This is a genomic window from Hymenobacter terrigena, from assembly GCF_054776515.1.
In genome coordinates this window covers 498472-520422 of record NZ_BAAHBU010000002.1, presented here as the reverse complement: position 1 = coordinate 520422, position 21951 = coordinate 498472, and the positions used below count along the sequence as shown (strand labels likewise).

Here is a 21951-nt window from a genome sequence, read left to right as displayed (position 1 = left end):
GATGACTACGTTCAAGCACTTCAAAAAAACGCTTTGGGCCCTTCTGCCCCTGGGGCTGGCCCTGTCGGCCTGCGAAAGCTTTCTGGACCAGCAGCCCGTGTCGCAGCTGTCCACGGACCAGTTCTGGGAATCGCGCGATGACATTATCGCGGGCACGGCCGGTATGTATGACGGGCTGCAGTCGGTGGTGAGCAACCGCTACATCGACTGGGGCGAAGGCCGCTCCGATAACCTGACCAACGGCGGCACCGGCGTCACCTCGATTAACTTCGCCCTGAACGGGCTGACGTCCAACATGTCGGAAACGAGCTGGGATGCCTTGTATTCCACTATCGGGCGGGCCAACCTGATTATCCAGAACGTTCCAGGGATAACGAAAAACATCACGGTAGCGGAGAAAAACAATTTTCTGGCGCAGGCCTATGCCATGCGGGCGTACTGCCACTTCACGGGCATGAAGGTGTGGGGCGACGTGCCCCTGATACTTGCCCCCGTCACCGACCGCACGTATCAGCCGGTGCGCACGCCCGCCAACCAGGTGCTTACGCAGGTGGTGGCCGACCTCAACCAGGCGCTGACCCTGGTGGACCCGGCGAACACCGACGTCTACTCGCTCAATGTCGGGGCCATCCAGTCCATCCTCATGGATGCGTACATGTGGCAGCGCGACTACCAGAATGCGCTGACGATAAGCGACAAATTGATTGCCCTGAAACGGTACAGCCTCGTGACGCTGCCCCTCGACTGGAACACGATTTTCACCAACCCGGCCACGTCGAAGGAAGCCATCTGGAGCTTGTCGTGGGTGCTGGCCCAGGACGGGGCCAATGGCTACGCGGGTAAGCTAGGCTCGAGCAGCAACACCAGCCCCTACATCATGGACCCCGCGGTGCTTTCCCGCTGGGAAACGCAGAAGCGCGATTTCCGCCGCTACCTGACCTACGACACGGTAGAAGCCAAAACCGGCAGCGTGCAGGACATCTACAAGTACTACCCCGTGGTGGGGGGCAAACAGGCCCTGCCGACCACCTCGACTTGCGAAGTTCGCAATTCGATGTATCGCTACGCCGACATCCTGCTGATGCGCGCCGAGGCTTACAACCAGCTCAACAACAAAACGGCGGCCGTGCCGCTGCTCAACCAAGTGAAGGCCCGGGCCGGGGCTCCGCAGGTGTCGGCGACCGCGTTCACCACGGTGAGTGCCTTGGAAACGGCTATCCTGAACGAGCGGCAACTTGAACTCTTCGGGGAAGGCAAGCGCTGGTTTGACCTCCGCAGAACGGGCCACGTCATCGACGTGATGGACCCCGTCATTCGGCAACGCCAAACCTCGCGCAACCTAGTGGTGACGGGCTTCGGTGACCCTGGGCGTATTTTGTTTCCGCTCAACACCAACAACCTGAACGCCAACCCCAACCTGATTCAAAATTCGCCCTACACCCGGTAGGGTCTAACCCGCATTCGCAATGAAGAAGCATCTATTTGGCGTCAACGGGCTCCTCGTATTGGTACTGCTGTGCCTGTGCAGCAGCTGTGAACTAGTGGGCCTGAAGTTTCAGAAAGACGACCCCTACAACTACCACGTACTCGACCCGAAAGTCAACATGACGGCCTGGGAATACATCAACCAGCCTCGGACCGACACATTGTTCAACATGATGCTGCGCGGCATTAAGTACGCGGGCCTCGAAGACGAATACAAGAAGCCGAACCGCACCTTTCTGATTCTGACCAACAAGGCCATCGTGGCCTACGACTCGAAGGGTGTAGTGCTACCCACCACGCTGTTCGGTGCCAAAACCGTGGGTGGCAAGGCCGTGAAATCGTGGTCGGGCTATACGGTGGCCCAGGCGCGCAACTACCTGCTCTACCACACCATGGAGGGAGTGTACTCGTACGATAACCTCACGGCCGACAACCTTATTGTGCCCACGTTGCTCGCCGCGACGCCTAACACGATAGCGCTCAAGGTGACCAATGACCGCAACTCCAACCTTCAGGTGAACAACTTCACCGGCACGCTGCGCACGGTGAACGCCCGTACCAGCAACATCCAAACCACCAATGGCGTGGTGCACGTGTTCGATGGCTTTGTGGAGCCCGGGCCCTAAGGGAAAAGTAAAGGGGCCCATTACTCGCTAGTGGGTCCCTTTATCAACTAGCACACCCCAAGCCGGAAGCATAAAATGACCGGGCCGCCGCGCAAAATGCGGCCGGGGTGGAGCCCTTTTGCCGATAGCGGCAGGGCCAGGACGTGAGAATTGCCCGGATAGTGGTAGAAAGAATTGTTTAGGTGGAAGGAGAAAGCCCCGCCTCGTGGTCCAGGACCTGGGGCCGCCTCGGCATGCTGGCAAAGGCAGCTGCAGGGAGCAACAGCTTTAGTGAAAATGCATAAAATCCTTATTGTCTTACTTGTCCTCCTCGGAGTCGGCCGCGCCGCTGCGGCGCCGCCCAAAAAGCTGGACGGCACGCTGAAGCTGTGGTACAACCGCCCGGCCGCTAACTGGAACGAAGCCCTGCCCATCGGCAACGGCCGGCTGGGAGCCATGGTGTTCGGGCAGCCGGCCAGCGAGCAGCTGCAGCTCAACGAAGAAACCGTGTGGTCGGGCGGGCCGAACAACAACGTAACGCCCGAATCGGGCGCAGCCATCCCGGAGCTGCGCAAGCTGCTGTTTGAAGGCAAATTCATGGAAGCGCAGGCCCTGGCCGACGCCAAGATGATGCCCAAGAAAAACAGCGGCATGGTGTACGAAACCGTGGGCAGCCTGTTTTTGAAATTTCCGGGCCACGAAAACGCGAAAAACTACTACCGCGACCTCAATATTGAGAAAGCCATTGCGCGGGTGAGCTACGAGGTGGGCGGCGTGAGATACACGCGGGAAATGTTTTCCTCCTTTCCCGACCAGGTGATTATGGTGCGCCTTACAGCCGACAAGCCGGGGATGATATCCTTCGCGGCCTCGCTGGAAAGCCCGCAGCAAAGCACCATCGGCATTGAAAATGGCCGGCTGGTGCTGGCGGGTACCACGGCCGACCACGAAGGCGAAAAGGGCCAGGTTAAATTCTGCACGCTGGTGAAAGCGGTGGCGGAAGGAGGGAAGGTATCCACGGAGAATAAGGCGCTGGTAGTCCAGCATGCCAACTCCGCTATCGTGTACGTGTCAATTGCAACGAACTTTAAGAACTACCACGACATCAGCGGCGACGCACCGACCAAAGCCGCGTCGTATCTGGACCGGGCGCTGACCCGGAAATACTCCGCTGCTACTGACGCCCACACCAAGGCCTACCAGCAGTATTTCAACCGATTGAAGCTGAACCTGGGCGTGACCGACGCCGTGAATTTGCCCACCGACGAGCGGATTCAACGGTTTGCCCAGACCAACGACCTGCAGCTGGCCGCGCTGTACTTTCAGTTCGGTCGCTACCTGCTGATTTCGAGCTCCCAGCCGGGCACCCAGCCGCCCACGCTCCAGGGCATCTGGAACGACAAGATGCTGCCGCCCTGGGATAGCAAGTACACGATTAACATCAACACCGAGATGAATTACTGGCCCGCCGAGGTCACGAATTTGTCGGAGCTGCACGACCCGCTGTTCAAGATGCTCAAGGACCTGTCCGTAACCGGTCAGGAAGCAGCCAAGCTCGTGTACGGCGCCAACGGCTGGGTGACGCACCACAACACCGACCTGTGGCGCATCAGCGGCCCCGTCGACAAGCCCTACTCCGGGCTGTGGCCCATGGGCGGCTGCTGGCTGAGCCAGCACCTGTGGGAGCATTACCTGTTCACGGGCGACCGGAAGTTTTTGCAGGAATACTACCCGGTGCTGAAAGGCGCGAGCGAGTTTTTTCTCGATGTGCTGCAAGAGGAGCCCACCCATAAATGGCTGGTGGTGGCCCCATCGGTGTCGCCCGAAAATACCTACGTGGAAGGCAAACGGGTGTCCATCTCGGCCGGCACCACCATGGACAACCAGTTGGTGTTCGACCTGCTGACCCGCACGGCCAAAGCTGCCGAGGTGCTGAATACGGACGCGGCCTTCCGGCAGCGCTTGCTGGCCACGCAGGCCCGCCTGGCCCCCATGCAGGTGGGCCGGCACAGCCAGCTGCAGGAATGGATGCACGACTCCGACCGGCCCAACGACGTGCACCGCCACGTGTCGCATCTGTATGGCCTGTACCCGAGCAACCAGATTTCGCCCTTCCGCACCCCGGAGCTGTTCGATGCCGCCCGCACCTCGCTGCAGTACCGCGGCGACCCCGCCACGGGCTGGTCGATGGGCTGGAAAGTGAACCTATGGGCCCGTTTCCTGGATGGCAACCACGCCTACAAGCTGATGACCGACCAGCTGAAGCTGGTGAGCGGCACGCAGGACGGCGTGACCATGCAGGGTGGGGGCACCTACCCCAACATGTTCGACGCGCACCCGCCGTTTCAGATTGACGGCAACTTTGGGTGCACGGCGGGCATCGCCGAAATGCTGGTGCAGTCCCATGACGGCGCCGTGTACATCCTGCCCGCCCTGCCCGATAACTGGCCCTCGGGCGAAGTGAGCGGCCTGGTGGCGCGGGGCGGCTTCGAAATTGCCATCACCTGGAAAAACAAGCAGATTAGCCAGCTCAAGGTGAAATCGCGGCTCGGCGGCAACTGCCGCCTGCGGCTCGACGAGGCCCTCAAACTCACGGGCCCCGTGAAGCTGACCGCGGCACAAGGCCCCAACCCCAACCCGTTTTTTGAGGTGCCGGCCGTGAAGGCCCCGCTCGTTTCGCCGGAGGCGAAGCTGAAGCCGGTCAACGTGAAGGCCTCCCGGCTGTACGATTTCAACACGGTGGCGGGCCAGGAATATGTTTTCAAGGGCTAAGAGCCCTGCTCCGTGGGCAAGGGCCAGCGCCATCTTCAACAAGTAGTTAACCAATCCAACGAATGAAGCTTTTCCATTCCCTCTTTAGCATTGGCCTGGCCGTGGCCTTCGGGCACGCCGCGCAGGCGCAGCAGCTAAAGTGGACCGAAGTGCAGCCCGGCATTTGGAAAACCGTGGTGGGCAAGCCCGAAGAATACGACTTGCTGAAAGCCAGCGGCGCTACGCCCAACAAGGAAGCCCTGGCTGGCCTGGCCAAGGTGTCGTTTCCGACCTTTCAGGACGACATCACGGCCCGGGTAGCCGATGGCAAAACCTACCTGCATTTCCCGCTGGAGCAGGCCGAGCAAATCTTTGGCTTCGGGCTGAACTTCCAGACCGTGCACCAGCGGGGCAAGATACTGGAGTTGCACGTCGACAACTACGCCGGCAAGGACAACGGCCATACGCACGCGCCGACGCCGTTCTACGTGTCCTCCAAAGGCTACGGCGTGTTCATCAACGCCGCCCGCTACATCAAGGTATACGCCGGCACGGCTGTGCAGCGCGACAGCAAAACGCCGCCCAAGGTGCAGGACCGCAACCTGGACAAGAGCTGGACGTCGCACCCGTATTCCGATGCCGTGGATATGCTGGTGCCCGCCGAGGGCGTGGAGATTTACGTGTTTGGCGGCCCCAAGCCGCTCGATGTGGTGCGCCGCTACAACCTGCTCAATGGCGGCGGCTGCCTGCCGCCGCGCTGGGGTCTGGGCTTCACGCAGCGCGTGCAACGCCTGACCGATGACGCCGGCGTGCGCAAGGAAGCCAAGGACTTCGAAGAGAAAGGCTACCCGCTGGACTTCATCGGCCTGGAGCCGGGCTGGCAGAGCAAGTCGTACCCCTGCACGTTTGAGTGGGACCCGAACCGCTTTCCGCAGCCGAAAGCCCTGGCCCAGGACTTGCTGAAATCCGGCGTGCGGCTCAACCTCTGGTCCAACCCCTACGTGTCGCCGGAGGCGTCCATCTACAGCAGCATCAAGCCCCTGACCGGCAGCCACACTGTGTGGAACGGCCTGGTGGCCGACATGACCCTGCCCGCGGCCCGGGATATTTTCTTCGGCCAGCTCAAGAAAAGCCAGGTCGACATCGGCATCAGCGGCTACAAGTTCGACGAAGTGGACGGCGGCGACCAGTACCTCTGGCCCGACGTGTCCACCTTCCCCTCGGGCCACAGCGCCGAGCAGATGCGCCAGACCTACGGCCTGCTGATGCAGCGCTACAGCGCCGAGATGTACCACCAGCGCAACCAGCGCACGTTCGGGCTGGTGCGGGCCTCGAATGGCGGCGGCTCGTCGTTTCCCTACGTCATCTACAACGACTACTACAACCACCAGGATTTCATCACGGCGCTGATAAACAGCGGGTTTGCCGGTACGCTGTGGACGCCGGAAGTGCGCGCCTCCAAAACGGCAGAGGAGTGGCTGCGGCGCTTCCAGTCGAACGTGTTTTCGCCCATGGCCATGATAAACGCCTGGTCCAGCGGCACCAAGCCCTGGACCTTCCCCGAGGTGGCCGAAGAAGTGAAGAAAACGGCCCTGCTACGCATGCAAATGATGCCGTACTGGTACAGCGAGTTTGCCAAATACCATTTTGAAGGCACGCCGCCCTTCCGGGCCATGAACCTGGAGGAAGGTTTCCAGGGCGAGGTGAAGAAGGAAGTGAAAAAAGGCGAGCCCAACCTGGAAGAGAATCCCTACGAGGAGGTAGCGAGCAAGGAAGTGAAGGACCAGTACATGGCCGGCGAAAACCTGCTGGTGGCGCCCATGTTCACGGGCCAGACCACGCGCAAGGTGATTCTGCCCAAGGGCGACTGGTACGACTTCTACACCGGCAAGCTGGCCGGCAACGGCGAGGTGATAAGCGTGACGCCCGGCCTCGATAAAATCCCGGTGTACGTGAAGGACGGCGGCATTATCCCGATGATGCCCGCCCTGTTGCACGCCCCCAAGGCGGCCCAGAAAGTTGACATCGAGGTGCGCTACTACGGCCGCAAGCCCGGCTCGTACCGGCTGTACGACGACGACGGCGAGACCTTCAACTACGAGCAGGGTCAGTTCTCGTTCCGCGAAATCAAAGTGGAAAAGCAGAACGGCCGCCTCAAAGGCAGCATTGCCGCGGCCGTGAAAGGCAAGCCCAACACCGTGGGCAAGGTGACCTTCAAAATGATGACCAACTAACCCGCCGCTCAGGTCGACTACTCATGCTGAGGAACGCAATAGGCTTTATGACCTTGTTGGTGGCGCTGTGGGCCGCCTGCCCCTTGCCGGTCCTGGCCGATGCAGGCAGCCCGGCCATTGAAAAAGCCGCCCGGGAAGTACTGCGGAAATCAGTGCTCGAAGAAGCGGCCTGGGCCATGAAGCAGGCCCCCGAAACGGTTACGGCCCATACTTCGCCGCGCAGCGCTGGCGGCCCGCACGACTTCTACTCCGAAGGCGACTACTGGTGGCCCAACCCGGCCGACGCCAACGGTCCCTACGTGCAGCGCGACGGCATGACCAACCCCGACAATTTCGTGGCCCACCGCCTAGCCATGATTCGCTTCAGCCGCATTATTGGGGCGCTGGCCTCGGCCTACAAGCTTACCAAAGACGAGAAGTATGTGCGCCAGGCCGTGGTGCACCTAAAGGCATGGTTTATCACGCCGGAAACGCTGATGAATCCCAACCTGCAGTTCGCGCAGGCCATCAAAGGGGTTTCAACGGGGCGGGGCATTGGCATCATCGACACCATTCAGCTGATGGAAGTGGCCCAGGGGGTGCTGGTGATGGAAGGCGCCACGGCGCTGGATGCCAACACGCGGGGCGGCGTAAAAAAGTGGTTTGCCGACTACCTGGAATGGCTCACGACCAGTAAAAACGGCCGCGATGAGCGGGCCGCCAAAAACAACCACGGCACCTGCTGGGCCATGCAGGCCGCGGCCTTTGCCCGCCTCACCGGCAACCAGGCCATTCTGGATTCGTGCCGCGTGCGCTACAAAACGGTGCTGCTGCCCAACCAGATGGCCGCCGACGGCAGCTTCCCGCAGGAACTGCGGCGCACCAAGCCCCTGGGCTACTCGCTGTTCAACCTGGACGCGATGACCACGCTGTGCCAGATTCTTTCGACCAAGTCCGACAACCTCTGGACGTTCCAGACGGCCGACGGGCGCTCCATCCGCAAAGGCATCGCCTACCTGCACCCCTTCATCGCCGACAAAAGCAAGTGGCCCTTCGCCAAGGATGTGATGTACTGGGAAAACTGGCCGGTGGCGCAACCCGCCCTGATTTTTGGCGCCAACGCCTACCAGGAGCAAACTTGGTTCGACACCTGGAAAAGGCTTGACCATAGCCCTAGGGTGGAAGAAGTCATTCGTAACCTGCCCGTGCGGCATCCTCTCATCTGGCTGTAGCCAGGCCCTACCTATCCCTTGTCCTTATTCATTCCCGGCTTGCTGTTATGACTCATTATTTCAAACTCGGGCTGGTGTGTGCCGCCCTGTTGCTCCCCGGCCTGGGCGCTTCGGCCCAAAGCAGCCGAAGCCCGTTTATCCTGCTCGATGCCGCGCAAATGGCCGCTTACAAGGCCGCGTATGCCAAAGGCAGCCCCGCGGAGGTGAAGCAGGTGAAAGCCGTGGTCAGCGAAGCCGACCATGCCCTAACCGCCGGGCCGTACACCATCACCACCAAGCCGCAGGTGCCGCCCAGCGGCGACAAGCACGACTACATTTCGCAGGCGCCTTACTGGTGGGCCGACCCCACCAAGCCCGACGGCAAGCCCTACATCCAGAAGGACGGGCTGCGCAATCCCGAGTCGGCCAATATGAAAGACAGCGACAACTTGTCGAATCTGTGCAAGGATACCAAGACGCTGGGCCTGGCTTACTACTTCACCGGCAACGAAAAATACGCCGACCACGCCGCCGCGCTGCTGCGCACGTTTTTCCTCGATGCCAACACCCGGATGAACCCCAACCTGAACTACGGGCAGGGGATTCCGGGCACGACCAACGGCCGCAGCTTCGGCATCATCGAAACCCGCAACCTGGTGGAAATACCCGATGCGCTGGCTTTGATGGCCGGCAGCAAGAGCCTGAATGAGCCGGTGGTGAATGGGGTGAAGGCGTGGTTCAAGCAGTTTAATACCTGGCTGACCACCAGCAAAATCGGCATCGAGGAAGGCAACAACAAGAACAACCACGGTACTTTCCATGACGTGCAGGTGGTCGACTTCGCCCTGTTTACCGGCGATGTGGCCCTGGCCAAAAAAGTGCTCAAAGACCAGACCCTGCCGCGGGTGCCGGTGCAACTGGCCCCCGACGGTGCCCAACCCCTGGAGCTGGCCCGCACGCGGCCCTGGAACTACACCAGCATGAACCTGCAGGGGTGGGTGCGCTTGGCCCAGCTGGCCAAAAAGGTCGACGTGGACCTGTGGCACTACGCCACGCCTGATGGCCGCAGCCTGCAAAAAGCGGTGGCCTGGTTCCGTCCCTACCTGCTGCACGAAAAGCAGATGGAGAAGAAGGAGCTAACTCCCTCCAGCAATACCACGGTGCTGGCCATCTACGGCCTTGCTGCCCGCGAGTACCCGGCCCTGGACGCCCCAAAAGTTTTTGCCCAATATCCTGATTTTGCCCGGACCCCGTGGGGAATTTAGGGCGAATAGCGGCAACCCCCTATTTCATGAAATTGACTCTAAAAGTCTCCTGCGCAGTACTGTCGCTGCTTTTTTCGGCCACCGGCGCGTGGGCGCAGGGGCGCAACGGCCTGCCCGTGGCCAAAGTGGTGGCCCGGGCCGAAGCCCAGTACGCCGCCTACCTGCACCAGTACCCGGACAGCACCCAGCACCCCCGTAGCACGAAAGAAGACGGCTCCATTCTGCTCACCAACTCGCGCAACTGGACCAGCGGCTTCTTCGCTGGCAACCTGTGGTACCTCGCCCGGCTTACCGGCAAGGAGGGCTGGCGCCGCCGCGCCGCCGCGTGGACCGAAACCCTGGAAGCCGAGAAAAACGTGACCACGACCCACGACCTCGGCTTTATCCTCAACGATTCCTATGGTCAGGGCTACGCACAGGTTAAAGACCCGAAATACAAAGCGGTGCTGCTGCAAGCCGCAGCCTCGCTGTCGAAACGCTTCAACCCCACGGTGGGCGCCATCCGGTCCTGGGACCACCACGCTGAACTGTGGTCGTACCCGGTCATCGTCGACAACCTGATGAACCTGGAAATGCTCTTCTCGGCTTCCCGGCTCAGCGGCGATACGTCGTACGCCCACATCGCCAAAACCCACGCCGCTACCGATTTGAAGCATCGCTTTCGCAAGGATTTCAGCACCTACCACGTCCTGAATTTCGACCCGGCCACCGGCAAGCTGCTCACCTCGGTCACCCACCAGGGCTTTGCCGATAACTCCTGCTGGGCGCGCGGGCAGGCCTGGGCCATCTACGGCTACACCATGGTGTACCGCGAAACCAAAAATCCGAAATTCCTGGCCGCGGCCATGCACGCGGCCGATTATTTCATTCAGCAAACCAACAAAATACCGGACCACATTCCGTACTGGGATTTCAACGCGCCCGACATCCCCAACGCCCCGCGCGATGCCTCGGCCGCCGCCGCTGCTGCGTCGGGCATGCTGGAAATGAGCAAATACACCAAGGACAAGAAGTACTACAACGCCGCCGTGGCCATGCTGAATAGCCTGTGCTCGGACCAATACCTGGCGGCCCCAGGCACCAACCAGTTCTTCCTGCTAAAGCACAGCACCGGCAACATGCCCGGCAAGTCGGAAATCGACGCGCCCCTGGTGTACGCCGATTATTATTTCCTGGAAGCGCTGTGGCGCTACCAGCATTATGCCGACCTGAATCTTAACTAACTGGAAACAGACATGACCGATAATTTTTCCTTGCAGGATAAAGTAATAGTGGTGACCGGGGGCACCGGCATTCTGGGTAATTCCTTTGTGAATGCCATTGCCGAAGCGGGCGGCACGGTGGCCATTCTGGGCCGCACCGAAGCGGTGGCCCGGGAGCGGGCCGAAGCCGTGGTGCAGCAGGGCGGCAAAGCCCTGGCGCTGGTAGCCGACGTGCTGAAGGAAGACCAGCTAACCGCTGCCTGCCAGCAGGTGCTGAACACCTTTGGCCGCATCGACGGCCTGGTAAACGCCGCCGGCGGCAACGGCCCCGACGGCGTACTCGACCCCGCGGAAGACGTCTTCAAGATGAATCTGGAGGGCATGAAGCGCGTGATGGAGCTCAATGTATGGGGCACGCTGCTGCCCACGCAGGTATTCGGCGAAGCCATTGCCCATTCGGGCAAAGGCAGCATCGTGAACATCTCGTCGATGAACTCCAAGCGGGCCATCACCAAAGTGCTGGGCTACAACATGGGCAAGGCCGCCGTGGACTGCTACAACCAGTGGTTTGCCGTGGAGATGGCCAACCGCTACGGCGACAAAATCCGCATGAACGCCCTGGCACCCGGCTTCTTCCTGACCGAGCAAAACCGCAGCCTGCTCACCAAGCCCGACGGCGGGTTCACGGAGCGCGGAGAGAAGGTGATTCGCCAGACGCCGTTCAAGCGGTTCGGTCACCCCGACGAGCTGAAGGGCGCCCTGGTCTGGCTGCTAAGCGACGCCTCGCAGTTCGTCACCGGCTCCATGATTTGTGTGGATGGCGGCTTCTCCATTTTTGGAGGGGTTTAAGCGCATGACATCGCCCCAACCCTACACCCTGCAACAAACCATGCGGTGGTACGGCCCGGCCGACCCGGTGAGTCTGGCCGATATCCGCCAGGCCGGGTGCACGGGCGTGGTCACGGCCCTGCACCATATTCCCAACGGCGAAGTGTGGCCGGTGGCGGAAATTGAGCAGCGCCAGGCCGAAGTAGCCGCTGCCGGCCTGGTCTGGAGCGTTGTGGAAAGCGTGCCCGTGCACGAAAGCATCAAAACGCAGTCGGGGGATTTCCAGCGCTACATCGCCAACTACCAGGAGTCGCTGCGCAACCTGGCCGCCTGCGGCATTTTCATTGTCACCTACAACTTCATGCCGGTGCTGGACTGGACCCGCACCGACCTGGCCTACGAAGTAGCAGACGGCTCCCGGGCCCTGCGCTTCGAGCGGGCCGCGTTCGTGGCCTTCGATGCCCTGCTGCTGAAGCGCGCCAACGCCGCGGCGGATTACTCGCCCGAGGAGCTGGCTCGGGCCCAGGCGCGGTTCGAGCAGATGACTGACGCGGAACGGCAGCAGTTGCAGCGCAACATCATTGCCGGCCTGCCGGGCAGCGAGGAAAGCTTTACCCTGGCGCAGTTTCAGCTGGCCCTCGATGCCTACCAGGGCATCGATGCGGCCCGGCTGCGGGCGCACCTCGTCTATTTTTTGCAGCAAGTAGCCCCGGTGGCCGAAGCCTGCGGCGTAAAGCTGGTGATTCATCCCGACGACCCGCCCTACCCAATTCTCGGGCTGCCGCGGGTGGTGAGCACGGCGGCCGACGTGGCGGCGCTATTTGAAGCCGTGCCTTCGCCGAGCAACGGCCTGTGCTTCTGCACCGGCTCCTTCGGCGTGCGGGCCGATAACGACCTGCCCGCCATGGTGCGGCAGTTTGCGGACCGCATCCACTTCGTGCACCTGCGCAGCACCCGCCGCAACGAAGCCGGCGACTTCTACGAGGACAACCACCTCGAAGGCGACGTGGACATGTACGCCGTGGTGCGCGAGCTCATCCAAGCCATGCGCGCCCGGAAAGTCAGCCTGCCCATGCGCCCCGACCACGGCCACCAGATGCTCGACGACCTGCACAAGAAAACCAACCCGGGCTACTCGGCCATTGGCCGCCTGCGCGGCCTGGCCGAGCTGCGCGGTTTGGGGATGGGCATCTACCGAAGTCTGCCTGAAAAAACTGAAAAATGAGCAGCTGGATTCATGGAGGCGCCTTAAACGGGGCGGACTTCTGTGCACCAGCGAGTTTGCCGTAGCGTATTAAGTGCCACACCGTGAGAATTAGAATACTTATTGCCGCCCTGCTGGCCTTCGCATTAAGCAGCCGCGTGAGTTTTGCCCAACAGAAAACCCGGCTGAATGCCGACTGGGAATTTATCCGGCAGGACCTGGGCGGCCCGTGGGAAGCCGTGCGCGCCGTGGTGGCCGGCAATCCCGAAAGCGTGCCCTTGTGGCAGCCCGTCACCTTGCCGCACTGCTTCAACGCCCGCGATGCCGTGGACCCCGACGTGAACTACTACCAGGGGCCCGGCTGGTACCGCACCCAGCTCACTGTCAAAAACCCCTACCAGAGCGGCCGCACCCTGCTCCACTTCGAAGGTGCGGGCCAGAAAACGGAGGTTTACATCAACACAACCAAGGTGGGCAGCCACGTGGGCGGCTACGACGAGTGGACCGTGGACATCACGCAGGCGGTGGCCGACTTCCAGAAAACTGAGGCCTTTCAGAAGCAGTTCAAGGGCAAGGTGCCGCTGTCTATTCGCTGCGATAATTCGCGCGATTTGGAAATGATGCCATCCGACCTGTCCGACTTCAACCTCTACGGCGGCATCTACCGCTACCTGAACCTAGTATATGTGCCCGCGCATTCTTTCGAGCACGTGCTGGCCAAGACCGAAGTCGACAAAGCCGGGACCGTAGGCAAGCTTGGAATTCGGGCTTCCTTGCTGAAGCCGACCGGCAGCGATGCCGACGTAAGCGTGCGCGTGGCCGACCCCAAGGGGAAAGTAGTGGGCCAGTACCAGGGCAAAATGCCCGCAGCGGAAGGCGAGCAGGATATTCATGCTTTCCAGCTCAAAAAGCCCGCCCTGTGGTCGCCGGATAACCCGCAGCTCTACACCGTCACGGTCACGGTGAAAGCCGGCGCCGACACGTATTCGCAAACCGAAAAGGTCGGTTTCCGCAACATTGAGTTCGTGGAGCACGGCCCGTTTATGCTGAACGGCAAGCGCCTGCTGCTGCGCGGCACGCACCGCCACGAGGACCACGCCGGCGTGGCCGCCGCCATGACCGAACCCATGATTCGCACCGAAATGCGGATGATGAAAGACATGGGCGTCAACTTTATTCGGCTGGGCCACTACCAGCAGTCACGCATCGTGCTCAACCTCTGCGATTCGCTGGGCATCACGGTGTGGGAGGAGGAGCCCTGGTGCCGGGGCGGCCTGGGCGGCGCGGTGTACCAGGCCCAGGGCCGGCGTATGCTCACCAACATGATTCAGCAGCACTTCAACCACCCGGCCATCATCATCTGGGGGCTGGGCAATGAAAACGACTGGCCCGGCGACTTCCCCGAGTTCGACAAGGAGAAAATCCGCACGTTCATGAAGGCGCAGAACGACTTGGCCCACCAGCTCGACCCCTCGCGCTACACCGCCATCCGGCGCTGCGACTTCTGCAAGGACATCCCCGACGTGTACTCGCCCTCCATCTGGGCCGGTTGGTACCGCGGCATCTACACCGAGTATAAGGAGGCCACCGAGAAGGAGTTTAACGGCGTGAAACGCTTCCTGCACGTGGAATGGGGTGGCGACAGCCACGCCGGCCGCCACTCGGAAAGCCCCGATAATGCCCTGGCCAAAGTAAGCCGGGGCCAGGGGGCCGACGAGCGCGCCGGCGACGCCAGCTTGTTCGGCGGCAGCGCCCGCGTCTCGAAAGACGGCGACTGGAGTGAAAGCTACCTCTGCAACCTGGTCGACTGGCACCTCAAGGAACAGGAAACCATGCCTTGGCTCAGCGGGGCCGCCTACTGGCCGTTCAAGGATTTCTCAACGCCCGTACGCCCTGACAACCCGGTGCCCTACATGAACCAGAAAGGGGTGGTGGAGCGTGACTTCACCAAAAAAGAAGCCTACTACGTCTTCCAGTCCTACTGGACCGCTAAGCCGATGGTCCACCTCTACGGCCACTCCTGGCCCGTGCGCTGGGGCGAGGTTGGCGAGCAGAAAATGGTGAAAGTGTACTCCAACTGCGAAGAAGCCGAGCTGTTTGTGAACGGCAAAAGCTACGGCGTCAAAAAGCGCAACAGCCAGGATTTCCCGGCCGCCGGTCTGCGCTGGCTGGTGGCCCTCAATGAAGGCAACAACACCTTCAAAGTAGTTGCAAAAAAAGGCAAAGCCGTGGTGCAGGACGAAATAACCCAGCAATACCAAACCGCAAAATGGACCAAGCCGGCTAAAATAACCCTCGAAAAAATCGCCGAAAAAGACGGCATCGCCACTGTTCAGGTGAAGTTCCTCGATGCCCAAGGTGTTGCCTGCCTCGACGCCGCCAACTGGATAAACTACTCCTTAGCCGGTGACGGCACTCTGCTCGACGACTTGGGCACGAGCACGGGCTCGCGCAAAGTGCAGGCCATGAATGGCCGCGGCCTTATGCGGGTGAAAACCAACGGCGGCAAAAGCGTGCTGAGCGTTAGTTCCAATGGCTTGGCGACAGCGTTTGTCAACCTCTAACCGTCAATGCGCGGTGCTAAGCCCGCGCATGAGCAAGGGCGTTAGGCACGGACCTGCGCATTCAAGCAGCAATTAACTGTAATTACACGCCCTATTGCTATTGACTCTACTGACGAAACGGAACCGGGCAGTCGCAGAATGGTGGGAACAGTAAGGCGACTGCCCGGGGAAGTTTTATCAATGAATCCGAACAAGGTTTATTTCATTTTCAACTGGCCATATGAGAGCAGTTTGGATTAGCACTGCTTATTGAACACTTATTGCCACCCACCTAAAGGCCCCGAAAACAGCATTTTCGGGGCCTTTATTATTGGGAGTATTTGAACGCTCTACCTTTTGGAAAATCACTTTTCGTGGACTACTCCTGTCTTCCGGATAAGGTGGCCAACAGCTTCTCCAGGTTGCTCAATGACATCTTCATGCCCTTGGTGAAGCCGTCCAGTATTCTTTCTATCCTTTCCAGGGATTCATTGTAAATCGAGAGGCGCACGGTGGTGGTGCCGTTTTGCTCGCTGAACGCATGATGCCATTCGGAACCGGGCAATTCGGGGTTTTCGTCCTTGTCGGCAAACGCATTGTGCATGGTGAAGTGGGTCTTTGGCGTGATGGACGTGTATGCCTGGAGGGCCCAGCGCTCCTCGCCTTCGGGACTGACCAGGGCATAAAAGCGTTTTCCCCCACTTTGAAATCCTGGTATTGGGTCTTGGCGGTCATGGGGTGCGGGGGCAGCCATTGGTCCAACAGCTCGGCTTTGGTAAACGCATCCCATACCAAGGAAAGGTCGGCGTCAAATTTCCGGGTGATGTTTACGGTTTTGGCTGCCTTGTCAACAGCAAAATCAAATGCTACAGCGTCGCTCATTGTTTCTGATTTTTTAGGGTTGATAATACCGTGTCCAATTGCTTGAACCGCGTTTCCCACAGCTGCCGGTAGTGGCTCAGCCAGTGGTCAATTTCTTTCAGCCGTTCCAGTTGAAGGGAGTAGTAAATTTCCCGGCCCTGCGGTTCCTGCCTGACCAGCTCGCATTCCGTTAACACGCGCAGGTGTTTGGATACCGCTTGCCGGGTGGTGTTGAAGTGTTCGGCAAGGGCGTTGGGCGTCATGGCTTGCAGGGCAATTAAGGCGATGATGGCTCGCCTGGTCGGGTCTGCTATTGCTTGAAAAATATCTCTGCGCATGGGGTCGAGGCATTTTTTATGAAACCGATTGGTTGCAAATATATGCGCAGCCAATCGGTTTTATAAATGTGTTTCAATTATTTTATCAAATTATCTAAAACGTCTGGTGAGGTGTCTATTCGGGGCTTTTTAAACGCCCGAAAAAAAGGCCCCAAAAACCGTGTTTTTGGGGCCTTCTGGTGGGTACCGAAAAGTGTTCAAAAAAGAAATCTAATTTGAACAGTAGCTTGCTAACTTGAACCACCGTTTGAATGAACGCCTTCCTCTGAATCATGGAAACGAATCCGCCATCATTTCCCTTCGACCAGAAGGGCACCATCCTCGATGGCGAAAACGCGGGCTGGTCGGTCTGGATTGTCGATGACACCGCTGAAACGGGCGGCTATTTTATTTATATCGAGGACCCCAACCCTAACCCGGATTCTGCGGACTTCGAGGTATATGATTGGTGGCTTGAACACGCCGCACACATTCCGGTCTTCCTCAACGACATGGACTGGCAAATCCAGTGGCCTGCTGCTGCAACAGAAATTTAAATAATCGTCTACCGATTGACCGTTAAGCTGAACGCCCGCCATAGATTTGGTGGGTCCCTGACAGCGCGTACTGGGTGCCGCTATTCCTTTGGTGTGGCGGGCCACAGGCCCCGCTCGCGCAGCATCCGCGCCACCGGCGAGGTGGGGCGCAGCAGCGGCTGCACGGCTGCCCAGGGAATCGTGACGAGGGGCATGCCGTAGGCATAGGCCCCCAGTTCGTAGTCGGTATATTGGAAGGTCAAGCCATCGGCGGTCATGCCCACCCCGGCGGCTGCCAGCGCGGTCGTGGCCGAGTCCCCCTCGGCGGGGGCCAATACTTCCGCGTCGGGGAAGCCGTTGGCTCCCATCTCTCGCTGCAGGGCGGGGGTGACAAGCCGGCGCAGGGCCGGCTCGGTGCCGGGCCGCAGCAGCGCGGTCAGGTCCAGTGCCCGGCCGGTGCGGAGGTCGTACACCGCGGCGTCGACGTCGTGGCTGGGGTGGGCCGCGCCCTGGTAGTACAGCTCGTGGTACCCGGCCGTAGCCAGCAGGCCGTGGCCCAGGTAGGTAACGGTTACGTTCTCGGTCAAGTTGGCACAGTCGCCGGCCTCGCGCAGGGCGGCGCGCATGGCGCGGCGGCGCTGAGCCAGGGGCGGGCATTGCAGCCGGCTCAGCGCGGGCTGGAGGGTGTCGGGGCCCAATAGGTGCAGGAATTGCTGGTCCAGCGAGGCCGGAGGCAGGTCTTTGAGGCGTGCCCGGTACTCGGCCGGCGTTTCATCGGGGGCGCGCGCCGGCCGGCACGGGGTACCGGTGACAGTTTCGTGCAGCACTTCGTAGGACAGGGACACGCGGTGCCCGCGCCCGTCGGTGTAGTCCTCGCGCAGGACGAAAGACAGCGCGGGGCCCGCGGGGCTGCGCCACGTGCCCGTGAGCAGGGAACCGGCTGGTTGCGACGCCTGCCACGTGCCCGTGGCCACGCCTGGATGAGCGGCGTCGGTTTCGGTGAAAAACAGGGGCTGCCCCGGCCGGTAGGGCCGCGGGCCCTGCAGCAACAGCTGCCCGGCCGGGTGGCGGTCGTAGGTGCACGTCCCCCGGCACGCCAGCGGACCGGTGCCATCATCGCCCCGGTCCACGATGACCTCCACCGTGACGGCTTGGCCGCCCACGGTGCCCCGGTAGCGGCGTAATCCAAGAAAAGGGGTGCCGGTAACCGTAGCCGGGCGGTTGCCCGGGCTCTCAGCCGGTAGCGCGGCAGCGCCCCCGGCAGGAAGTTCGGGGGCCGCGCTGTGGGCGGGGTGTTTTTCGGGCGTGGACTGACAACTAGCCAGCAGGGCCACCCCAAGCAGGGGAATTCTCAGCGCATGCATGCGTCAAAGCTAAGGGGATAATACAGAGAGGAGGGAGTCCTAAAAGCTCCTTAAACCATATTGCCGCGTCTACCTTCGGACCGTGGCTGTTGCAGAAGTCGGTAAATGCCTTGAATCGGCTTGAGGTAGTCTGGGTGAAGGCGGCAAAGGCCTGTTCCCGCGCATTGCGGACCCACGTCCAGCTTTAAACCATCCGTCGGCCGAGTCTAATCGGACTTCTGCAACAGCCACGACCCTTTTCGTGAACCGTAATTTAATTGAATCATGAAAGCCCTCCTTGTCCTCTTTTTCTGGTTCGCCATTGAAGGCTCTTGCGTTGCACAGGATATTGTGCTTAGAAAAAGCGAGGCGTTTCTGTTAAAGCAGGAAGACGACAAAGCGGGAAAAATTCTGATTGAGGCGCTCAAAACAGACCCCACTAATTTGGATTACCAAGCGAAACTAGGGTTCGTCTACATGCGCATCCGCAACGACAGCAGTGCCCTGGGAAAGCAGCTGTTATTAAAGGTCTTGGCCAAGGATAGTCTCCAGCAGTTGGCCAATCTGTATTTAAGCATCTTGAGCTACCAGGAGAAGCAATACCGCAAAGCCATCCAGCAGGGCCAGCGGGCCACGGCCACCCCCAACCGCACGGGAACGGAGGATTACTTTCGGGCCTATTACATGATTGCGTATTCGTACAAACGCTTGTTGTCCCTCGAAGGCTTGACCTACACAGAAGTGGACCGCATGCTTGCTACCATGCGGCTATTCGCCAAGTCACCCTTGGCCACCTACCCGCGGGACGTGCTGAAGTACATCCAATACATTGAATCCACCAGACCAGATGCCTTTGTTGAAAAATGGCAGAAGATTGATTGAGGTTGTCAGGGCATGATGGCCCGCCGGCCTCGTCGACGCGAAATCAGGGGCTATCCTTTGGGCAGGCAGGAACCAAGAGGGCGGACATCTAAAACGTTCGTGGCTGTTGCAGAACTCATTAGGTAGCACAAAGACGGCGTAGGCGAGCGTCTATAGGACGGTGAAAGGCCCATTTCATGGCCTCATTAGCGTGGTTCATCTCGCGGAATGATTGCTGAACAGGCCTGCCGTGAGTTCTGCAACAGCCACCCTCGTTTCCGTGAACGGCTCCTTTCGGCTCCCTTAATTCGGTCAGTGAACCAATTGGAGTGACAAAACTTCCCCTCGGGGATGAATTTCGTGCACCGCGAGTCATCCAAAAGACATCGTATTCCGGGCTTTTCAAGGTACTCAAACGGCCCGAAAATGCAAGAAGCCCCGGTCGCTCACGCAGCCGGGGCTTCTTCTTGCTTCTCCTTTGCCAAGTCTGCGGGCAGCGGGCTTTTTTGGTTTGGCCAATCTTCGATTTGGCGAACTCAGCAGCGGAAGCTACGGCGTAGTGCTGCTTCACGGGGTAAGCGCCGCTGCCCTACCGGTCGACGTGCTGGCCGGGTCGGGAGAAACTAGCGACGCAGGCGGGATAGGTCTAGGCTATTGAGGGTTATGCCGCTGGTGACTAGCAGCAAACGCGTAAGCAACTTAATCATGTAAAGAAAAGGGCTGTTTGCTTTACAGGTATTCGACTTCGTGTAAAGCAAACAGCCCTTTTCTTTACATAACCTTTCACTTTCTCCCGTACGCTTTATGAATGCTTTGTGGCAACTCTCGCCGTTACCTCCCACCATCGAGCTAGAAACCCGGGTGGTGCTAAAGCGGCTGCCCGCAGCTCACCGCGCTTTGGCTGAGTTGAAAGGCATACTGGGCACCCTTCCCGATGCTGAAATCTTACTAAACACGCTGCCGCTGCAAGAAGCCAAAGACAGCTCTGCCGTTGAGAACATCATCACCACCCACGATGAGCTATTTCGGGCTACTTTGCAAGCCGACACGCAACCCAACCAAGCCACTAAGGAAGTTCAGAACTACGCAGCGGCCCTGCAACGCGGCTTCGAGTTGGTGCAGAAGCACGGGTTTCTGAGCGTGAACCAACTGGTCCAGATTCAGCAGGAACTGGAGCACAACAACGCCGGCTACCGCCGCCTGCCGGGCACCACACTAAAAAACCAGCAGACTGGCCAGGTTGTGTATACGCCCCCGCAGGACTACGACACCATTATGCAGCTGATGAGCAATCTCGAAAAGTATCTCAACGACGATGAGTTGAGCGATGTCGACCCGTTGGTGAAAATGGCCGTGCTGCATTTTCAGTTCGAAAGCATCCACCCATTCTACGATGGCAACGGCCGCACCGGGCGCATCCTCAATATCTTGTACTTGGTGCTCAAAGGCTTGCTCGACCTGCCGGTACTTTACCTCAGCCGCTACCTTATCCGTAACAAGGCCGCTTACTACCAGCACTTGCAGCAAGTACGTGATACCGGCAACTGGGAGCCGTGGCTGCTCTACCTCATCACTGGCGTAGAGCAAACCGCTCAGGAAACCATCACGCTCATCAATGCCATGCGGCAACTTATGCAGCGCACTCAGCAGCAACTCCGCGGCTACCGCTTCTACAGTCAGGACTTGCTCAACCACCTATTCCGTCATCCCTATACCAAAATCGAATTCGTGCAGCACGAATTGAATGTGAGCCGCCTTACCGCCGCCACCTACCTCAATCAATTAGCCGAGCCCGGCGGCTTGTTGCAGAAATACAAGCAAGGGAAAGCCAATTACTACGTCAATCAGCCGCTATTCGAGTTGCTCTCGAAGATGGAATAGCCCGTGAAGTGGCGGAGAATAGGGCGTGCGCCGCTTCGGGGGAAACTGGCGGCGCAGATGGGGCCGCAACTTCTCAAAAAGAAATCTGATTTGAACGGTGACTTGCTAACTTGAACTACCGTTTCGGCGAACTTAGAGTTCTTGCACCTCAAAGCTTCGGGCAATGACATAACAGGTGCCAATGAAGAGCACGCTGAAGGGCTCCGTAATGGGTGCGGGTGCGGGGCCGAGCGGCCCCAGGGAATAAATGGCTGCCCCGTGTTGTTGGCAAACCGCCGAAACGGCTTGGGCAATGACCACAGGCGCGCCTTCCACCAGCAGGCCGCTGCCATCGGCTAAATTCTGTTCCAGCAACGCCAACGAGTTCGCCCGGTTGGACCCAAATAAGTAGCGGTCCAGCGCGCGCCATTGGTGCGAGGCGGTGGCCACGGCGCGTTGCAGGGCGTCGACCAGCGCGGGTGGGTCCGGGGCCGCGCCCGATACGTACAGCGTGTTCCAGGGCCCATTGTAATCCCACAGCAATGGGTGCTCGGTGACGTGCGCCAGTGCCCCGTTGGCCCCGTTCCGAATCAGAAACTCGGCTTTGTCGCGGTAATGAACGCGGAACGTGCCGGTCGTAACCGCCAAGTCCAGGAAAGTGGTTTGGGTCCGGGTAATGGTTGCCGTCGCGTATTGTTCAATGAAGGCGTCAAGCATGGGGGCAACCTGCCGGGTACAAATGGATTGCAAATAACCGCTCCTTTTGCTGTTCTGACCCTTTTCCTAAACGGCCTGCATTTGCGACCTTGGTGTTAGCGAGGGAGGCGTCAGAGTGGTTGCCTGCAGCAAGGCCTCAATAAAAAGCC

Annotated in this window: 16 protein-coding genes and 1 pseudogene; 13 read left to right on the top strand and 4 right to left on the bottom strand. The window is 59.8% G+C overall.

What is annotated here, in order from left to right:
* Position 1 precedes the first annotated feature (1 nt).
* The 10 genes from ACYU7Q_RS09120 to ACYU7Q_RS09075 all read left to right on the top strand — a co-directional run bounded on the left by ACYU7Q_RS09120 (position 2) and on the right by ACYU7Q_RS09075 (position 15328).
* Positions 2-1447, top strand: coding sequence for a RagB/SusD family nutrient uptake outer membrane protein (locus tag ACYU7Q_RS09120; RefSeq protein WP_460609138.1), 1446 nt, complete (start codon positions 2-4; stop codon positions 1445-1447).
* Between the two features lie 19 nt (positions 1448-1466).
* Positions 1467-2111, top strand: coding sequence for a fasciclin domain-containing protein (locus ACYU7Q_RS09115; RefSeq protein WP_460609137.1), 645 nt, complete (start codon positions 1467-1469; stop codon positions 2109-2111).
* Positions 2112-2387: 276 nt separating this feature from the next.
* Positions 2388-4862, top strand: coding sequence for a glycoside hydrolase family 95 protein (locus tag ACYU7Q_RS09110; RefSeq protein ID WP_460609136.1), 2475 nt, complete (start codon positions 2388-2390; stop codon positions 4860-4862).
* Between the two features lie 62 nt (positions 4863-4924).
* On the top strand, positions 4925-7075 hold the full coding sequence (locus tag ACYU7Q_RS09105) for a glycoside hydrolase family 31 protein (RefSeq protein WP_460609135.1): 2151 nt from the start codon (positions 4925-4927) through the stop codon (positions 7073-7075).
* A gap of 23 nt (positions 7076-7098) precedes the next feature.
* Complete coding sequence (locus ACYU7Q_RS09100) at positions 7099-8286, top strand: alginate lyase family protein (RefSeq protein WP_460609134.1); 1188 nt, start codon at positions 7099-7101, stop codon at positions 8284-8286.
* A gap of 47 nt (positions 8287-8333) precedes the next feature.
* Complete coding sequence (locus tag ACYU7Q_RS09095; protein ID WP_460609133.1) at positions 8334-9530, top strand: alginate lyase family protein; 1197 nt, start codon at positions 8334-8336, stop codon at positions 9528-9530.
* Between the two features lie 26 nt (positions 9531-9556).
* A complete protein-coding gene (locus ACYU7Q_RS09090; protein WP_460609132.1) occupies positions 9557-10753 on the top strand; it encodes a glycoside hydrolase family protein in 1197 nt (398 codons plus the stop codon).
* A gap of 12 nt (positions 10754-10765) precedes the next feature.
* Positions 10766-11581 carry an SDR family oxidoreductase gene (locus ACYU7Q_RS09085; RefSeq protein WP_460609131.1) on the top strand — a complete coding sequence of 272 codons (816 nt, stop codon included), beginning with the start codon at positions 10766-10768 and terminating at the stop codon, positions 11579-11581.
* A gap of 4 nt (positions 11582-11585) precedes the next feature.
* Positions 11586-12785 (top strand): mannonate dehydratase, encoded by a 1200-nt coding sequence (gene uxuA, locus ACYU7Q_RS09080; RefSeq protein ID WP_460609130.1) that lies wholly within the window; start codon positions 11586-11588, stop codon positions 12783-12785.
* A gap of 83 nt (positions 12786-12868) precedes the next feature.
* Positions 12869-15328, top strand: coding sequence for a glycoside hydrolase family 2 TIM barrel-domain containing protein (locus tag ACYU7Q_RS09075; protein WP_460609129.1), 2460 nt, complete (start codon positions 12869-12871; stop codon positions 15326-15328).
* A gap of 358 nt (positions 15329-15686) precedes the next feature.
* Here ACYU7Q_RS09075 and ACYU7Q_RS09070 read toward each other — a convergent pair.
* A pseudogene (locus tag ACYU7Q_RS09070) lies at positions 15687-16042 on the bottom strand (SRPBCC family protein).
* Positions 16043-16185: 143 nt separating this feature from the next.
* Positions 16186-16506 (bottom strand): ArsR/SmtB family transcription factor, encoded by a 321-nt coding sequence (locus tag ACYU7Q_RS09065; protein WP_460609128.1) that lies wholly within the window; start codon positions 16504-16506, stop codon positions 16186-16188.
* Between the two features lie 272 nt (positions 16507-16778).
* Between ACYU7Q_RS09065 and ACYU7Q_RS09060 the strand changes: the two genes are divergently transcribed.
* On the top strand, positions 16779-17042 hold the full coding sequence (locus ACYU7Q_RS09060; RefSeq protein ID WP_460609127.1) for a hypothetical protein: 264 nt from the start codon (positions 16779-16781) through the stop codon (positions 17040-17042).
* An 80-nt stretch (positions 17043-17122) separates the two neighbouring features.
* Here ACYU7Q_RS09060 and ACYU7Q_RS09055 read toward each other — a convergent pair whose 3' ends face one another.
* Positions 17123-18385, bottom strand: coding sequence for an RsiV family protein (locus tag ACYU7Q_RS09055; RefSeq protein ID WP_460609126.1), 1263 nt, complete (start codon positions 18383-18385; stop codon positions 17123-17125).
* A gap of 264 nt (positions 18386-18649) precedes the next feature.
* Here ACYU7Q_RS09055 and ACYU7Q_RS09050 point away from each other — a divergent pair, with 264 nt between their 5' ends.
* Positions 18650-19246 carry a tetratricopeptide repeat protein gene (locus tag ACYU7Q_RS09050; protein ID WP_460609125.1) on the top strand — a complete coding sequence of 199 codons (597 nt, stop codon included), beginning with the start codon at positions 18650-18652 and terminating at the stop codon, positions 19244-19246.
* A gap of 783 nt (positions 19247-20029) precedes the next feature.
* Positions 20030-21106: a Fic family protein gene (locus ACYU7Q_RS09045; RefSeq protein WP_460609124.1), complete on the top strand. Its 1077-nt coding sequence runs from the start codon at positions 20030-20032 to the stop codon at positions 21104-21106.
* Positions 21107-21238: 132 nt separating this feature from the next.
* Here the strand turns inward: ACYU7Q_RS09045 and ACYU7Q_RS09040 are convergent, their stop codons facing one another.
* Entirely contained in the window at positions 21239-21802 is a 564-nt protein-coding gene (locus ACYU7Q_RS09040) for a hypothetical protein (protein ID WP_460609123.1), read from the bottom strand.
* Positions 21803-21951: the final 149 nt, after the last annotated feature.

Coding starts and splice junctions, on each gene's coding strand:
- ACYU7Q_RS09120 (WP_460609138.1), top strand. CDS start 2: ATGACTACGTTCAAGCACTTCAAAAAAACGCTTTGGGCCCTTCTGCCC.
- ACYU7Q_RS09115 (WP_460609137.1), top strand. CDS start 1,467: ATGAAGAAGCATCTATTTGGCGTCAACGGGCTCCTCGTATTGGTACTG.
- ACYU7Q_RS09110 (WP_460609136.1), top strand. CDS start 2,388: ATGCATAAAATCCTTATTGTCTTACTTGTCCTCCTCGGAGTCGGCCGC.
- ACYU7Q_RS09105 (WP_460609135.1), top strand. CDS start 4,925: ATGAAGCTTTTCCATTCCCTCTTTAGCATTGGCCTGGCCGTGGCCTTC.
- ACYU7Q_RS09100 (WP_460609134.1), top strand. CDS start 7,099: ATGCTGAGGAACGCAATAGGCTTTATGACCTTGTTGGTGGCGCTGTGG.
- ACYU7Q_RS09095 (WP_460609133.1), top strand. CDS start 8,334: ATGACTCATTATTTCAAACTCGGGCTGGTGTGTGCCGCCCTGTTGCTC.
- ACYU7Q_RS09090 (WP_460609132.1), top strand. CDS start 9,557: ATGAAATTGACTCTAAAAGTCTCCTGCGCAGTACTGTCGCTGCTTTTT.
- ACYU7Q_RS09085 (WP_460609131.1), top strand. CDS start 10,766: ATGACCGATAATTTTTCCTTGCAGGATAAAGTAATAGTGGTGACCGGG.
- uxuA (WP_460609130.1), top strand. CDS start 11,586: ATGACATCGCCCCAACCCTACACCCTGCAACAAACCATGCGGTGGTAC.
- ACYU7Q_RS09065 (WP_460609128.1), bottom strand. CDS start 16,506: ATGCGCAGAGATATTTTTCAAGCAATAGCAGACCCGACCAGGCGAGCC.
- ACYU7Q_RS09060 (WP_460609127.1), top strand. CDS start 16,779: ATGGAAACGAATCCGCCATCATTTCCCTTCGACCAGAAGGGCACCATC.
- ACYU7Q_RS09055 (WP_460609126.1), bottom strand. CDS start 18,385: ATGCATGCGCTGAGAATTCCCCTGCTTGGGGTGGCCCTGCTGGCTAGT.
- ACYU7Q_RS09050 (WP_460609125.1), top strand. CDS start 18,650: ATGAAAGCCCTCCTTGTCCTCTTTTTCTGGTTCGCCATTGAAGGCTCT.
- ACYU7Q_RS09045 (WP_460609124.1), top strand. CDS start 20,030: ATGAATGCTTTGTGGCAACTCTCGCCGTTACCTCCCACCATCGAGCTA.
- ACYU7Q_RS09040 (WP_460609123.1), bottom strand. CDS start 21,802: ATGCTTGACGCCTTCATTGAACAATACGCGACGGCAACCATTACCCGG.